The following is a 13,120-nucleotide window of genomic DNA, read 5'->3' on the forward strand; positions in this document are numbered from 1 at the left end:
CTGATTTCTATGCAGCCTGTCGTGCGGACGGGTGGATGACCGAGTACCCGGTGTCACGTCCGCCAGTTGAGGCCAACGGGAGCGGGTCTTTCCCTGCGCGGATGGCGTCGATGCGCGGGAGGATGAAGGCGTTGACGGTGGCTTCGCTCCTTTCCACTCCTATCCAGCGGCGGTCAAGCTTCTGGGCGACGGCGAGGGTTGTCCCGGAGCCTGCAAACGGGTCGAGGACCGTGTCGCCTGGCCGGGTCGCGGCTGCAATAATGCGTTGCAGGAGTGCCTCGGGCTTGGGGGTGTCAAAGGAGGTTCCGGCACCAAAGAGGGTTTCGGATTCCGCCCGTGCATCCTCATTGGTCGGTGCTCCGTTGATCCTGAAGGACTGCAGGTTGGTCAGCACCTTGCCCTTGGCCTGCTGTGAAAGGAAAGAGGGCCGGAAGACTGGCTGGGGGCAGATGAAAGCTGGTTGGCCACCGTTGTCGGCCATCTTGTTCACAGCGGCTTGGCCCCAGCGGAATGGTCCGGTCATGCGGAATGGGTGGGCATTGACGCCGCCGGCGACCGTTACGTCATCGAGCAGCTCCGAATCGATGGTTGCCGTATTCATGGGGCCCGCGGACACCGTGCGGTCGGTGAAATTGAAGGCCACGGAGCCGGTGGGGAATTCCAGGATGGACGGCTTGTTCCCCTTGTTGTGGAAGGGGATTCGCTTGCCGACCTCGGTGGATGAGTGAAGGAAGGGGGCCAAGAGGGTCTTGTCCTTGGCGTAGATGAGGATGTGGTCGGTGACGTCGGCCAGGTGGGCTGAGGTGAAGGAGGCGCGGTTTTTCTTTTCCCACAGCACCGTTCCGACGTAGTTTTTGGCCCCGAAGATGTCGTCGAGCAGGCACCGGACACGGTGGACAAACTGGTCATCGAGGTGGACCCAGACACTGCCGTCCGGCCGCAGGGCTGCATGGACGCCCTGGAGCGTCCCTTCGAGCATGGCCAGCCACTCCCCCACGGGGGCGCTGTCGGAGTATTGGCTGAACCGGCGGCCGGTGTTGTAAGGCGGGTCGAGGTAGGCGAGTTTCGCGGTGGCAGCGATGCGATGGTCGGACAGGGCGTGGGCGGCGGTGGCGCAATAGAGACGATTCATAGTCACCTCTATGCAGGTCGATCGTTGACGGGTGTCATTGACGACCGGAGAGAGGGTTTCGGCGCAGAACACCAGCTTGGGCAATGGTCATCCAGCCAATGTTTCCTGTCGGCTTGGAGGGCGCCCGCCGCGGCGAGCCGGCGTTGGGCCAGCAGCCAGAAAGCCATGATCCGCTCGTAGGCTCGTGGCGACCGGCGATCGGGTTCCTGGCCACTGCCGAGGATGAAGTTGGCGACCTCGCGTGCACGGTCCAGCCAGATGTCCATCTCCGTCGACTCCCATCCGGGCATGGCCAGGTCAAGGACTGCACGACGGAACTGGTCAATGGCGCCGGTGGCCAAGTCTTGGCGTTGGCGGTTCAGCCACAGGCCCAGGGAACGCTCATAGTCCGAATCGCTGGACGCGGACGGCCAGCGGTCCGTGCGTTCGAAGAAGGCGGCAATGGCGGCCGGGTTTCCCCGTTCGTCCCAACTCATGCCGCCTCCCGCCAGCCGGGAAGGCCTTTGTCCAACACTTTTACCCGGTTTTTGGACAGCTTCGAGTGCCGGCTTAGCGTCCGGGCCCGGCTCAGCCACCGATACATTCTGGCTTCATCGGGGCCGCGGCGGGCCCCCGGCATCCGCCCTGCCAGGTCGACAAAGTTGATGAGGTCCTCAGCCTGCACAAGCCACCGCCGGAGGGCCGGGTCATCCGCGCTGTCCCATCCGGGAACACGGCGGTCCAGGGCCGCGCGGCGGTCCCGTCGTATGGATCCTGCTGCCGCCTGACGTCGCTGGGTTCGCAACCACCGGCCCAGAGCCGCCGTCAACGGTTGTGCGGCGTCCTGAAGGGCACACAGGGCCGTCAAGTGCCCTTCCCAGCGCGTGTCAAGGGCTGAGGCGCTGGCTCCACCGCCAGAGGTAGTCATGGTTGGCGTCATGTTCACGATGGCATCTATGCATTTGGGGCGGCTACGGCCGTTTTGGGCAACAAAAAGCCCGCACCCGGATAGGTGCGGGCCGGTGCCTGCGGCTCAGGCTGCCAGGAGCGCCTGGGCGGGGAGGCGTTCGATGGACGGGTCGGCCTTAAGCTCGTCGATCTTGTCGGGCCGGAAGCCGGTCCAGTGGTCGGAGAGTGTTCCGTCGACGTCGTGGACAAGGACGATGGGTGCCTGCATGTAGCCCAGGGAGAGGGCCAGCTCTCGGTTGGCGTCGGTGGAGCCGTCCTCCACCGAGTAGGCAATGTCGGTCTTGTCCAGGGTTCGGTACGTGGCGGTGCACTGGACGCAGGGCTTCTTGGAAAGGATGGTGACGGTCTTGTGGGACATGGGGGCCTTCCGGGCTCGTGATGGATCGCTGGTGGTATCTGACTTGTGTGCGGCTGGGTCAGGAAGTGCTCAGGCCGCTCGTTGCAGCTGTGCATCCGAGAGGTCGTGAAGGAACGCCTCTGCGGTGGCAAGCTTCGTGGTTACTTGGGTGAACCGGGCCACGGCCTTCTTGTAGATGCGGCGTGTCGGTTCCGGATAGGTGACCGGTCCGGTCTTCAGGAACCTCGGGTCCAGGACGGCGAACATCCCGACGTCGCTCATGGACCGGATCAGCCGTCCCGCGGCCTGCTCCAGCAAAAGCGCTGCCTCGGAGACGTAGACAAACCGGTCAGCCGACCATTTATCGGTCTCCAGCGCCTCCATGAGTGCTTCCACGCGGGCGTCGCCGACCGGGTTGCCGGCGGCACGCGGGATCCTGTCCACGGTGACCAGCGAGCAGGTGCGCCCTGGCGCATCCACACCTGTCATGAGGGACTTGGTCCCCACAAGCACCGATGATTCGTCGTCGCGCCAGGCGGAGATGAGCTGCCTGGTCGCGATCCCGTCCCATTGCGAGTAAACCTTCCACCGGCCCTTGGCGGCCCGTCGGAGTGCTTCTGCGTAGACTTTTCCGGAGTCGGACTTGGCGGAAAGGATCAGGGCCGAGCCGGCGTTGGCTTCCACCAGTTCGACATTGCGCCGGGCAGCCCAGCCCTCGTGGAGCCTGGCATCAAAGCGCGACCGACCGCCGTTGCCGTGGCCTGGATACAGCTCCTGGATCTCGGCGCCAACCAGCTTGGGAACATAGAGCATGGATGAGCCGTAGGCGTTGTCGAATGGTGAGGGGTAGTTGACGTTTTCGGCGGTGAGCCCCACCTGGTAGCCGAACCGGTCCGGGAGGGTTGCCGAGACGGCAATGACCGTCATGGGGTACGTTTCGGGCTCCTCGTCCACCGGCTCTCCGGCTTCCCTCAGGGCCAAGGTCATGGGATCTTCGGGGTCGGGGATGACCGGGGCTGTCCACAGGTTCGCCTGGAGCAGGCCGCCGATATTGACCGGAGAAGCACTTGCGGACCAGTAGGGTGTCTGGTTTTTGGCGTCACGCCCGGGCTTCTTTTCCTCAATCCACCGAGCGGTGCCTGTCTTGTGGAGCTTGACGGACGCAACGTCGGCGATGAAGCTGTCGAACCGGCCGGTGAGCTTCTTGGCCTTGATGCGCACCTGGATGTTGGGAGAGGAAACGACGGGTTCCAGCAGGTTTTTAACCGACCGGGCCCACCCGATCAGGGTGTCTCCGATGTTTTCAAGCGGATCCTCGTCCTCGCCCACCTTGCGCACAGTCCCCGGCTTGGTGCCGCGGCCCATGGAGGCCAGCTCCTTCTCCAGTTCGACGGCCAGGCCCTGCCCTGCGTCAATGGCCTGTTCGACCGGTTTTTCAAGGTCGTCCAGCACCCGCCCAATCGCCCGGGACAACGAGACCACGGTGGCTGCCGAAACGTCGCAGGCCCCCGCGTTGCGGACATTGTCAGGCAGGGTGTGGGCCTCATCGACCATGATGATGTGGAATTCACCCAGGTTCTTGTTGCCAACAATCACGGGAACACCCTTGGCGGCCTGGACGGCCAGCATGGAGTGGTTGGTCACGACAATGTCCGCCTCTGCGGCGCGGGCCCGGGCCTTTTTGGGTTTGCACAGGGCAAATACCGGGCAGGTGTCGCCAATGCATTCGCTTGGACCCACCGACACCATGGACCACAGTTCGTTGGTCAGGTTGCCCTCGTAGGCCTGCTTGTCCCCGGCTGCGTCATCGGGCAGGCCCAGCGCCCATTGCAAGAGTGGAATGCCCATGGCCTTGTCGAAAGGCCGACCGTCGACCGTCGCCCTGCCGGTCTTCTTCAATTTTGCCAGGCGCTCCCGCAGTTCCGTGGCCGTCAGCCGGGCGCCGGCCGTATCTGTGAGCGCCTCGGCCGTGTTGCGGACACTGGCCAGGCACAGATAGTTGGAGAAGCCTTTCAGCAGTGCCACCTCGGGCCGAGTGCCGGTGGTGCGTTCGCAGGCGTCTGCCGCGGTGGGGGCATCCTTGTCGATGATTTGGGCCTGCAGGGACAGGGATTCAGTGCTGATGATGGTGCGTTGGCCAAGTTCAACGGCGGCGACCATGGCGGGGGCCAGCAGGGCCAACGACTTGCCCAGGCCCGTGGGGGCAGCCCCGACCACATGGCTGGTGGTGCGGATGGCTGTCTCAATGTGTTCGGTCAGGGTCAGCTGCCCGGGACGTGGTTGGGCGTCGGGGATGCCGGTGGCAATCCGGACGGCTTCGGTCAGGGTCTTGATCATGGGTTCATCCAATTGTGGAATTCGAGTGAGGGTGGTGCGGGTTAGGCGACGGTTGTTGCCGGGCGCGGCCGGTGGCGGAACGTCAAGATGCCTTTCAGGGGAACGTGGCGTTCGACGGCCCAGGACTGGTGGAGGGCCCAACATTCCCCGACGAACAGGACGGCGGGAAGGATGTCGGGGTACACGTTGAACGACAGTGCCAACAGTGCAGCCCACCTATACCAGCGCCGCCATGCGCCTGGCAGGAGGATCATGGTTGCGGCTCCGGGGGCGATGATCGCCAGCGGGTACAGCCACACAAATGTGCTTGGTGTGAACGGGATGGAGAACACGGCCAGGATGTGGATGGCTGCCACGGCGGTGGCCAGCACCCAGGCAAGGGCGGGGCGGCGGGTGCTGTCGGCGGCCCATGCAGTGATTCGGAGGAGGATGTTCATGCGGCTTCAGGTACCTTTACGTCGTATTCGGTCAGTGAGGTGATCAGCCGGTCCAGCTGGTCGTAGAGATCGTGCTCCGTCATTCCGAGCCGCTGTCCCGGGTGGGCAAGCACCCGGTTGAAGACGTCATGGGCGTTCAGGATGGCGATGCGGCGGCCCATGAGCCGCTCCTTGTGCTGATCCGCTGCGGAAGTGTCGAAGGATGAATAGGCCTCGAATTCCAGGGCGATGAATGTGTCGCTGAGCTCGGCTGCAAGCCGGGACCAGCCCCGGCCGGTGCCCAGGGCACGAACGCTGGCGATGAATGCGCGAAGGACAGGACGCGGCGGCCGGGCCCTGTCTGCAAGGGCGGCATCCACGAGGACGGATGCCATGCGGAACGGCGCCTGTGCAGTGGCATCGATCTGGTCATAGCTGTAGTCGTCCCAGAGTGCCAGCAGGCCCTCGTCGATCGTCTCGTTCCCCGGTTCGCCCTCGATCAGTGAGCGCATGGCACGAAGCGACCGGTGGGCCAGGGACGGGTCCGCGTGGAGCAGCCCCTGGAGCCGGCGGCGCTCTGCGAGGCGGGGCCTGACCAGGGCGGGAACACCCAGGCCGTGCATGATGGATGCAGCAGAGGCGGCCAGGCGAGTACTGTCGCGCAGATGGCGCGCCTTCGACTGGTACCACTCAACAGCGTCCTGAATCTTCTGGTTGGGACTGTCTTCATGGTCTTTGTCTTGGTACGCGGCCCCATGGAATTGGCGGTACGAGGGGTCCCGGCGGACGCCCTCCTGCTCCTGCTTGGCTGCGATCGGATCGACAAGGGACAGCTTGGCCTCCGTTCGTGTGCGAAGGTCGCGCAGCAGTGTCGCACGAGCTGCCCTCAGCAGCTGTCTGGCCCAGCCGGTTGCCGAGGAGTAAAGGCCCAGGTTGAGGTCGAAGCCACCCGGCGCTGTTTGCATGATTTTCCGGTACAGCAGGTCGTTCATGTCCTCGCAGAGGTCATTGACCATCTGGGTGTGGGAGAGCATCCTTTCGCGGGCCACCTGTATGACGACACCGGACCGGTGCAGCGCGGCTGCGATGGCTTTGCGGGTTTCGGTTTCGTCGAGGGCGCCGGCGGCGTACTGCTGGAGAGCTGTGAGACATTCGTTGTCGGCGGTAAGAGTTGGTTGCACTTTAATCATGTGTGCGGCTGCCACCGAAAATGTACACACCACCCCTGCGGGCCCTACTAGGGGCAGCCAGCCGCCCGGACGGAAGGGCCCGCCACGTCTGGTTGTCGTGGCGGGCCCTTCCCGGCTACAGCGTTGCCAGTGCCGCTTCCTGGCGGCGTCGAATGTCCTCCGGGTTCGTGGATGAGAGTTCCAGGAAGCTGGGTGGGAGGACAATTTCGATGGGCACAGCCCGTCCGGAAAGGTCGGCATAGATGGCCACAGCCCCGCGGATCACCTTGCCCGTCTTGGGGTCGCGGAGAGCCTTCATGGACCCCCAGTTGGGGGCCACCGACTCACCGTCGCCGATGGTTCCCTTGGCGGTGATGCTGGCCATGCGCTCCGGCGTCGGCTCGAGCTTGAACAGCCGGCAGGAGGCTTCCGCTTCGATCGGGTCCTCGATGGGCAGGATCAGGCCTCGGGAGATGTAGCCGGTCAGTTCTGCCTTCAAGGCGTCGGAGACCCGCTGGGTGTACAGCTCTGGCAGCACACCCTGGGATCGGGCGAGGCGGCCGAGCCGTTCCACCTCAGCCTTGCCGGCTCCGAGGAACACCCAGGCTTCATCCAAGTGGATGGCCCCGCCGCGGCCGGTCAGTGCCATGGCGGAACCGAAGACCATCATGCGCACCAGGGCCAGGCACACCCGCTGCATCAGGGTGGCTTCCTTGATGGCACCGGGTTCGGGCAGGTCGAGGTGGGCCTTGCCGACCTTGATGTAGGTGATGCCGTCGAAGACGTTCAGCGCCTCGGACTCAGGGTTCATGCCGACGCAGGCGCGGAACATGGGCGAAGCCTGGGCAAGGGCGAAGATGGGTTCGACCATCTCCTTGGTCGCTTTGCCGTCCCGCAAGGCGATGCGCAGCGCTTGGCCGATGCACCGGGCACCGTTCACAACGCCGTATTTCAGGGCTGTGTACGCAGGAACCTCGAAGGTGGACCGGTCCCTGCCCCAGGGGTTGATGGAGGACAGCATGGAGACCGCGAGTTCAACGCCAACGTCTACGGTTGCCGCGAACCGGATGGGGTCGAACACCCCGTCGGACTGCGAGAGCTCGTCAAGGGAGAGCACCTGCCCGCTGGCTGCCAGGACTGTCGGGGAGTGGTCGCTGTCAGTTTTCGGGTCGACGATGATCTGCGGGGACCGTGGGGATTTGGGGCCTGGAATCTTGTTGTATTGCACGGCCTTCCACAGCAGCACCTGCGATTTTCCGGACCCGGTCCCGCCCACGTTGAGGAAGATGGGAAGTCCGTCGGCGGTGGAGGCGGCCGTGGGCATTGCATAGGCCGGTTGGGAGTCGTGGACGGTGAATCCGAGAACGGCGCCGGTCTTGTCTCCGACGGTGGACAGCGACTGGATCCCGGAGCAGGCAACTGTCTGGGAGGGCAGGTCCTGCAGGTGCGGGTTGGCTCGCAGCGGGGAGCAGACCATCATCTCGGCGAGGGCTTGTCGCTGGCGAAAATTCATGACTCGCAACCGAGCTGCAGAACTGCCCACGGCTTGTGCCACATCGTCCACGGCACCGTTGAAGGCAACGAGGACGGAGGCGTCGACGAGCGTTGGTGAGCCACCGTTCTTGGAGGCGTAGACGCCCTCAATATCTTCGAGGGTGGCCACCATTTCCTCCTGCTCGGACCGTTCCATCTTGCCCTGCTTTTGGCGCTCACGAATGTCGTCGAGGTAGCGCTTTCGCTGGCGGCGGAGTTCGTCTCGGGTAACCTTGGCCGGTTCGATGTTGGCCCGAATGGAAATGGCAGCGACGTCGGAGGCCACCAGGCCGGTAGCCCAGTTGGCGATGATTTCAGCCGGTGAGACGAACTCGAAGTCGAAATCTTCCAAGGTGGCGAACGTCAGGGTCCGGTGGTTGGGGATGGTTGGCCACGATTCGCAGTCGACCCGGCCGGCATCTTCGGCCATGCGTACTGCCTTGGCATCGGCGAAGATGTGCAGGTGATCCGAGTGGGGAAGGTCGATGGTATCCGGGAACTTCCCCTGATTCCACCACGAGTTAGCGATGGAGATTTCTTCACTGGATGGGACAGTCAGCCCGCATCGGGCCATGGCTGCGTCCACTTTCGCAGTATCTACGTCGTAGTCCGACAAAGGCGCCCCGCCGACGGCCAAAGTTTCGGCCACGGAGTCGATCACAGCTTTGATACCGCCGGCGCCGCCCACTTTGGCCTCCAGCCTGACCAGGAGCAGGAGGATACGCCGCTGTGTCACCTGGAAGGGGAAGGACTCTTTGAGGAATCCAGCCAGGGGGTGGTTGGCCGGCGGGACGTAGCGCTCGTTCCGGTTGATAAAGATCAGCTGCGATTGCCGGTAGCTTTTGCGTGCCATTGCGCGGCGGGTGACCGAAGTGTTGGCCATGGCCGCCAGCTCATCGTAAGCGGCCATCAGAGGCACGAAGACGCTCATCCGCTCATCGATGCTCTTGGCGTCCACCACCGGTTCGAGAGGCACCCGCCTGACCATCCACAACGAACCGTCCACGCCAAGGAGGCGGCCGTCGGGCAGGCGGGTGCGCATCATGGTGGGTACGGAAACATCGGCCAGGGGCGGCGCGGTGCGGGGCTTTTTCACTTCTTGTGTCCTGCCTGTGGTGCGGCCGGGGCCGGGCTCTGGGTTGGGATGGAGTTACCGATCCCGTCGGCGGTGATCTTGCGTCCGTTGACGGCGTTCATGTACGGGGTGAGGGTCTCCCCGGTGCCGGCTCCTCCCCAGGCGACGACTGTGGGCGAGGCGGTGTTGGCACGTTCAACGAGCACGTCGTAGCTGATGCGGGCCGCCTGGTGGGCCACGTCGACGGGCTGGCCCTGCCATGTCACGGCGAAGCTGACACGGGCGACCACGGTGGCGGGCTTGGCGTCCGAGGGTGCCTTGGGGTCCGGGGCCTTGGTTGCCACGTCCTCCACTTGAATGTCGGAGGCGGTCGCCTGGACCAGCGGAACATAGGAGCGGTCCGGTGTCGTATCGCCCACTGCAAGTCGCAGTGCGTCTGGGTCTCCGGAGGTGAATGCCTTGGCCCATGCGGTTACGGCCTGACCAACCTCATCGCTCTTGCCGGTCTTGACCAGGTCGGGCCAGGAGGTCAAATTGGGCCAGGTCTGCTTGTCGTCCGGGGCACGCGGGATCAGGGTTGGGGCACCCAGGACCTGGGCTCCCCGGACGGGCGAGTAGCCCACCTGGACCTGGGTGGTGAAGACAGCCCCGCTGGGGGTAACCACGGTCATCGAGTGGAGCTCAAGGCCTTGACGTTCATCGGTGCGGCCGGTGTCCTTGTTGGTGACGATGGACGGTGTCTGCTGGATGGTGACGCCGTCCCAGGAAAGCAGGTGCCCGCCCGGCAGCGGCGAGGGCGTCTGGTTCAGCCAGCTTTCCACCGCCATCATGGCCACTGACTTGGTCGGTGAGTTCAGCTGGCTGGCGGCAACAACGGGCGCCGGGGGCGCCTGGAGGATCTTTGGCAGCATGGCGATGATGGACAGGGCCAGGATGGGGGTCAGGCCAATCGTGAAATAGATGTAGAAGCGGTTGAACTTGATGCGCCGACTGGCTTTGTCCAGGTATCCGATGTCGCCGCGGGGCGCTTCCTCGACTTCTTGCAGCCAGGAAGGGTGGCTGTGTGCCTTGGTGCGCTTGGTCTTGCGTGCCATGTCCTGCCTTCGCGTAGTTGGTTAGGAGCGCTTGAGCAGCTCGGCGGTGGCCAGCAGCTCGATTTTGTGGTCTTCGGTCAGCGCGTTGACGCCCTTGACGATGGTCATGCCGGCCTTGGCAGCGGCCGGGGGCGGGGTGGATCCGTCAATGACACCGAGTGCGTGCAGCAACGTCCAGACAGCCTTCAGGCGTCCCCGTTCGAGGGCTGTGGCAATGACGCCTGCCTCCCAGGGTGCGTCCTGCAGGGCGGTGGCGATCTCGTCCACATCACTCAGGGGTGTGGACGATCCGCGGGGGGCAAGCATGATGGAGGCGGCCAGGTCGGCGACGTCGTCGGTGGACCCGAGGACGGAAGCGGCTAGAGTCCGTGACGTAGCGCTGGCTTCCTGCACTTCGAGAGCCTTGGCAGCCACACGCCGGAAGGTGCCCTTGGACGGCTTGGCGGGTTGCTTGGCCTTGAGGCCGGCTCCGTCGTCTCCAGCGGCTTCATCGACGGCGTCCTTTTCGGCAGCAGCGGCGCCGTCGTCGTCCGAGGTGTCCAGGTCGTCGTCCAGCAGCTCCAGGGCATCTGGCTCGTCGGCTGCGGGGTTCGTGTCGTAGCCGGTCTCATACGGGGTGTAGGTCATGGGTGCGCTCCTTCGAAGGGTTCACCTGGAAACATGCGTAGATACCCGGCCCATGGGCGTGTCAGCCGGCCGGGCACGACAATGCCCTCCGTGCGGGGTAGGGAGGGCATTGTCGTGGTGGACGCTGTTAGCGCTTGGTGAGCTTGCCAAGGGTCAGGGCCTTGCCCTCTTCGGGGTCGAAGCCGTCAACAGCGCCCAAGTCCTCGACGTGCTGGAGGACTCGGAACTTGCGGGTGCCGTCTTCGGATTTGTCCATGAAGACGTAGACGAGCACGCGGTGGCCGGTCAGGTTCCGAAGGTTGCGGCAGAATTCGTTGACGTCGGGGTTGCCCTCGGTGATCTCCGTCCTGACCGTTTCAACCCCGTCCGGGCTGAACTTGGATTCCTGGGTCTTCAGGCCCACGAAGCCTCGCTTGGAGCTCTTCTCCTTGGTCACGTAGAGGATGGTGCCAACGAAGACCTTGCACTCGGCGAGCATGTCCACCGTCTTGGAAATGTCGGAGGTTTCGCTGAGCATGGCGGTGAGCTTCTTGGCGTTGAGCTTCAACCGGGAGTTCCAGTCGGAGGGAATCCGGTTGCCGTCCTCGTCAAAGACGGGGGTGTCGGGTCCGGTCATGTTGACCGCACCCAGGATGATGTTGTTGCGTTCTTTGGCGTCCAGGGCCATGGTTCCTTCTTTCGGTGGTTAGGCTGCGTCGGCGAAGTCGTAGGCGTCGTCGTCGGGGAAGTCCAGATCGTCAGGTGCAGTTGCGGCGGGTTCGGCCACGGGCTTTGCACGGCGAGTTGTCCGAACCTTGGCCGGTTCCGGTGCCGGCTCTTCGGCGGGTTCGGGCACTGCTGTCGGTGCGGGGGCTGTCGTAGCATCGCCAGCGACCAGGTCGGCCCATGGTTCAGCATCGTCGGCGGCGTCGTTGAAAACGTAGAGGGTCACGGAGGTGAGGGCCTTGCACCGCTTGATGGCCGCATCGACCCAGGCGTCCCATGCCGCCTTGTCCCCGTTGAAGGGAGGCGTCATCGTTTCGAGAATGGTGTGGAGGAACCCGCGCATGCGGGTGTTGGCGCCGTCGGCCAGGGCGGTGTGTCCGGTCCAGGACTCCTGGGCCGTAACGGTGATGTGCCGGAAGGTGGCGGCCAGCGCCTTGGCCCGACGTGCCGTGGGGGAGATGCCAGCCTTTTCCAGCTGGGACAGGGCCAGGGCGGACAGTCCGGCGGCACCAATGGCCGCATAGCTGGAGGGGTTGAGCTCCCCTTCAGCGGTGTAGGTCTCCCAAGGCTTGTCCTCGGTGATGCTCATGGTTTCTTCTTTCGTCTGGTGGTGTTCGGGTGCTGCGTCACTACCCTCCATGTGTGCGGCAGCAGGAGTTTTTGCCGCAGCCGGGGCCTCCTCGTCGGGGACGAACTCGGATGAGTCCTGGTGCGCTGCCGGAGCGCTGATCGGGGTGAGGCCGGGGCGCAATACGGGGATGCCCAGCTCAACGGCGGAGTGGACCTGATCCTTGATCTTGTCGGCGACGGTCTTGCTCGCTGCAGCGGCGACCGGGCAGCTGTTGACGAGGGGGCACCAGCTGCATAGCGCCGACACCTTGGTGGGAAACTCGCCGGATTCCATGTATCGGTTGTGGCGGTCCCACGAGTCTGCGAAGGTGCTTAGCGTCTTGTTCATGGCTGCCGGACGCAGGTCAACCGGCTTGGCCTGTCCGAACTTGGTGTACAGGAGGGCGCCTCCGACGGGCGCTTCCCCGGTCATGGCTTGAATCGCGGCGTTGTACAGGCGCACCTGGTCGTGCTGGTCGTCCTGGAAGCGGACTATCGGGACGCGCCCGGTCTTGTAGTCTTCGACGATCAGCCCGCGGCGGCCGTTCTTGCCGACACCGACCCTGACCCGGTCAATGTAGCCGTTGGTGGGGACACCGTTGATGGTCAGTCCGTCGATTTGCAGTTCTCGGGCCCAGACCTTGATCTTGGTTGGGTCTTCAATCTCGAAGATGCCCTCGTAGGCGGCCTTGACCTCCGTGATCCACCTGCCACGGGAGGTGGCTGTGTCGGGGGTTGGCCACATGATGTTCGCGTCACGGATCGTCAGCTTCTCGCCAAGTCGCATGGTCCGACGGGAGGGTGCGTAGACCTCGTCGTCGTAGAAGTCCTCCATCACGGAGTGGGCGGCGGTGCCCAGCGGTGCCGGCGCGAAAGGGTCTTCCTCGTCGCTGCGCAGCAGCCGCTCCCCGACCCAGCGGGCGGCACAGGATTGCATCGACTTGGAGGTGGATGCGGAGAGGGCTTCCCGTCGGAGTTTGGCGTCGATGATCGCAGTGTCCGTGACGGCCAGTTTGGTGCCGTCCCATGCGAGTCGGTCGCCGAGGAAATTTCGTGATGTGCCCATGGTTTCTCTATGCACATCAGGACTCGACGGGGACGGTGTTTTGGGCCTTCGCCGGCACTTGGCCCAGCCCAC

The 13,120-nt window shown here is 64.4% G+C and carries 12 protein-coding genes; all 12 read right to left on the reverse strand.

Features of this window, described 5'->3' with window-relative positions; translation table 11 throughout:
* Nucleotides 1–7: 7 nt before the first annotated feature.
* Nucleotides 8–1,132: a site-specific DNA-methyltransferase gene (locus LPN03_RS01855; RefSeq protein ID WP_262452831.1), complete on the reverse strand. Its 1,125-nt coding sequence runs from the start codon at nucleotides 1,130–1,132 to the stop codon at nucleotides 8–10.
* An 8-nt stretch (nucleotides 1,133–1,140) separates the two neighbouring features.
* On the reverse strand, nucleotides 1,141–1,608 hold the full coding sequence (locus LPN03_RS01860) for a hypothetical protein (RefSeq protein WP_262452833.1): 468 nt from the start codon (nucleotides 1,606–1,608) through the stop codon (nucleotides 1,141–1,143).
* Nucleotides 1,605–2,039 (reverse strand): hypothetical protein, encoded by a 435-nt coding sequence (locus LPN03_RS01865; protein WP_262452834.1) that lies wholly within the window; start codon nucleotides 2,037–2,039, stop codon nucleotides 1,605–1,607. Before LPN03_RS01865 ends, LPN03_RS01860 begins: the two co-directional genes overlap by 4 nt.
* Before the next feature lie 105 nt (nucleotides 2,040–2,144).
* A complete protein-coding gene (locus LPN03_RS01870; protein WP_262452835.1) occupies nucleotides 2,145–2,438 on the reverse strand; it encodes an NrdH-redoxin in 294 nt (97 codons plus the stop codon).
* 69 nt (nucleotides 2,439–2,507) lie between these two features.
* On the reverse strand, nucleotides 2,508–4,754 hold the full coding sequence (locus LPN03_RS01875; protein WP_262452837.1) for an ATP-dependent DNA helicase: 2,247 nt from the start codon (nucleotides 4,752–4,754) through the stop codon (nucleotides 2,508–2,510).
* Between the two features lie 41 nt (nucleotides 4,755–4,795).
* The gene (locus tag LPN03_RS01880; protein WP_262452838.1) at nucleotides 4,796–5,191 is read right to left on the reverse strand and encodes a hypothetical protein; all 396 of its coding nucleotides are present in this window, start codon (nucleotides 5,189–5,191) and stop codon (nucleotides 4,796–4,798) included.
* Nucleotides 5,188–6,360, reverse strand: coding sequence for a hypothetical protein (locus LPN03_RS01885; protein WP_262452839.1), 1,173 nt, complete (start codon nucleotides 6,358–6,360; stop codon nucleotides 5,188–5,190). Before LPN03_RS01885 ends, LPN03_RS01880 begins: the two co-directional genes overlap by 4 nt.
* 115 nt (nucleotides 6,361–6,475) lie before the next feature.
* Nucleotides 6,476–8,968: an ATP-binding protein gene (locus LPN03_RS01890; protein WP_262452840.1), complete on the reverse strand. Its 2,493-nt coding sequence runs from the start codon at nucleotides 8,966–8,968 to the stop codon at nucleotides 6,476–6,478.
* Entirely contained in the window at nucleotides 8,965–10,041 is a 1,077-nt protein-coding gene (locus tag LPN03_RS01895) for a hypothetical protein (RefSeq protein WP_262452842.1), read from the reverse strand. The genes LPN03_RS01890 and LPN03_RS01895 overlap by 4 nt, the downstream gene beginning before the upstream one ends.
* A gap of 21 nt (nucleotides 10,042–10,062) precedes the next feature.
* Nucleotides 10,063–10,668 carry a hypothetical protein gene (locus tag LPN03_RS01900; RefSeq protein ID WP_262452844.1) on the reverse strand — a complete coding sequence of 202 codons (606 nt, stop codon included), beginning with the start codon at nucleotides 10,666–10,668 and terminating at the stop codon, nucleotides 10,063–10,065.
* Between the two features lie 127 nt (nucleotides 10,669–10,795).
* On the reverse strand, nucleotides 10,796–11,335 hold the full coding sequence (locus LPN03_RS01905; RefSeq protein ID WP_262452846.1) for a hypothetical protein: 540 nt from the start codon (nucleotides 11,333–11,335) through the stop codon (nucleotides 10,796–10,798).
* An 18-nt stretch (nucleotides 11,336–11,353) separates the two neighbouring features.
* Entirely contained in the window at nucleotides 11,354–13,048 is a 1,695-nt protein-coding gene (locus tag LPN03_RS01910; protein ID WP_262452847.1) for a RecB family exonuclease, read from the reverse strand.
* Nucleotides 13,049–13,120 lie beyond the last annotated feature (72 nt).

Source organism: Arthrobacter sp. A2-55 (assembly GCF_025548615.1).
GTDB lineage: Bacteria > Actinomycetota > Actinomycetes > Actinomycetales > Micrococcaceae > Specibacter > Specibacter silviterrae.

Bases quoted from the DNA above. Each gene is read 5' to 3' on its own strand.
- LPN03_RS01885 (WP_262452839.1), bottom strand. From the start codon at position 6,360: ATGATTAAAGTGCAACCAACTCTTACCGCCGACAACGAATGTCTCACA.
- LPN03_RS01860 (WP_262452833.1), bottom strand. From the start codon at position 1,608: ATGAGTTGGGACGAACGGGGAAACCCGGCCGCCATTGCCGCCTTCTTC.
- LPN03_RS01875 (WP_262452837.1), bottom strand. From the start codon at position 4,754: ATGATCAAGACCCTGACCGAAGCCGTCCGGATTGCCACCGGCATCCCC.
- LPN03_RS01870 (WP_262452835.1), bottom strand. From the start codon at position 2,438: ATGTCCCACAAGACCGTCACCATCCTTTCCAAGAAGCCCTGCGTCCAG.
- LPN03_RS01910 (WP_262452847.1), bottom strand. From the start codon at position 13,048: ATGGGCACATCACGAAATTTCCTCGGCGACCGACTCGCATGGGACGGC.
- LPN03_RS01865 (WP_262452834.1), bottom strand. From the start codon at position 2,039: ATGACTACCTCTGGCGGTGGAGCCAGCGCCTCAGCCCTTGACACGCGC.
- LPN03_RS01855 (WP_262452831.1), bottom strand. From the start codon at position 1,132: ATGAATCGTCTCTATTGCGCCACCGCCGCCCACGCCCTGTCCGACCAT.
- LPN03_RS01905 (WP_262452846.1), bottom strand. From the start codon at position 11,335: ATGGCCCTGGACGCCAAAGAACGCAACAACATCATCCTGGGTGCGGTC.
- LPN03_RS01900 (WP_262452844.1), bottom strand. From the start codon at position 10,668: ATGACCTACACCCCGTATGAGACCGGCTACGACACGAACCCCGCAGCC.
- LPN03_RS01880 (WP_262452838.1), bottom strand. From the start codon at position 5,191: ATGAACATCCTCCTCCGAATCACTGCATGGGCCGCCGACAGCACCCGC.
- LPN03_RS01895 (WP_262452842.1), bottom strand. From the start codon at position 10,041: ATGGCACGCAAGACCAAGCGCACCAAGGCACACAGCCACCCTTCCTGG.